1 pseudogene is annotated in these 900 nt (G+C 64.0%); it reads right to left on the bottom strand.

From position 1 onward, the window contains the following. Positions 1-846 (bottom strand): annotated as a pseudogene (locus ACFQNJ_RS19325) (IS3 family transposase); the annotation flags it as partial. Positions 847-900: the final 54 nt, after the last annotated feature.

Consider the following 900-nt stretch of genomic DNA (forward strand, 5'->3'; position numbering starts at 1 on the left):
CCAGCGCCATGTTCAAGGCGGTGAGCACCAGCTCGGCTGTCATGCGTTCACCCATGGACCAGCCCACCACGCGCCGGCTCCAGACATCGATGACCACCGCCAGATAAAGGAAACCCATCCAGGTCGGCACATAGGTCATGTCGGCCACCCAAAGCTGGTTCGGGCCAGTGGCATGGAACCGCCGGTTGACCAGGTCATGGGCCGGGGTCTGGCGCTTGTCGCGACGGGTGGTGATGGTGAAGCCTCGGCGCTTGCTGATACCGTGGATACGGGCTTCCCGCATGAGACGGGCCACCCGCTGGCGGCTGATGCTCACGCCTTGCTCGATGAGCTCGGCTCGCACCCGGGGCATGCCGTAGGACTCGTAGGAGTCCCGGTGAATCTGGCGGATGCGCTCGGTCATCACTGCGTTGGCGATGCTTCGCTGGGACGGGGCACGCTCTCGCCAGGCATAGAACCCGCTGGCAGAGACACCGAGTACGCGGCACATGGTTCGCACAGGGAGGTCGGCCTGGTTCGCCATCACGAGTCCGAAGACTTCGTGGATGTCGCATCGCTGCGACCGGCAAACCAGGCCGTAGCCTTTGCCAGGATGTCTCGCTCCATCTGGACCTGGCGCAACTGCCGACGCAAGCGCGCCAATTCTTCCCGTTCGGCGGTGGTCAGGCCTTCCTTGCCGGGCAAGGGCTTGCCCTCATCAATGGCGGCTTGGCCGACCCAGTTGGTGATGGACTGGGCGGTGACGCCGAACTCACGCGAGAGCTGCGCAGGTGAGCGGCCGGCTCGAACCAACTCGACCATCTGCTGGCGGAACTCCGCCGGGTAGGGCGGTCGTACTTTGGACATTGGTGACTCCTTGAACACAAAGCATGATGTGTCCACGGAACCGGGTCAACTCCA

It is taken from the genome of Hydrogenophaga bisanensis, from assembly GCF_042665135.1.
GTDB lineage: Bacteria > Pseudomonadota > Gammaproteobacteria > Burkholderiales > Burkholderiaceae_C > Hydrogenophaga > Hydrogenophaga bisanensis.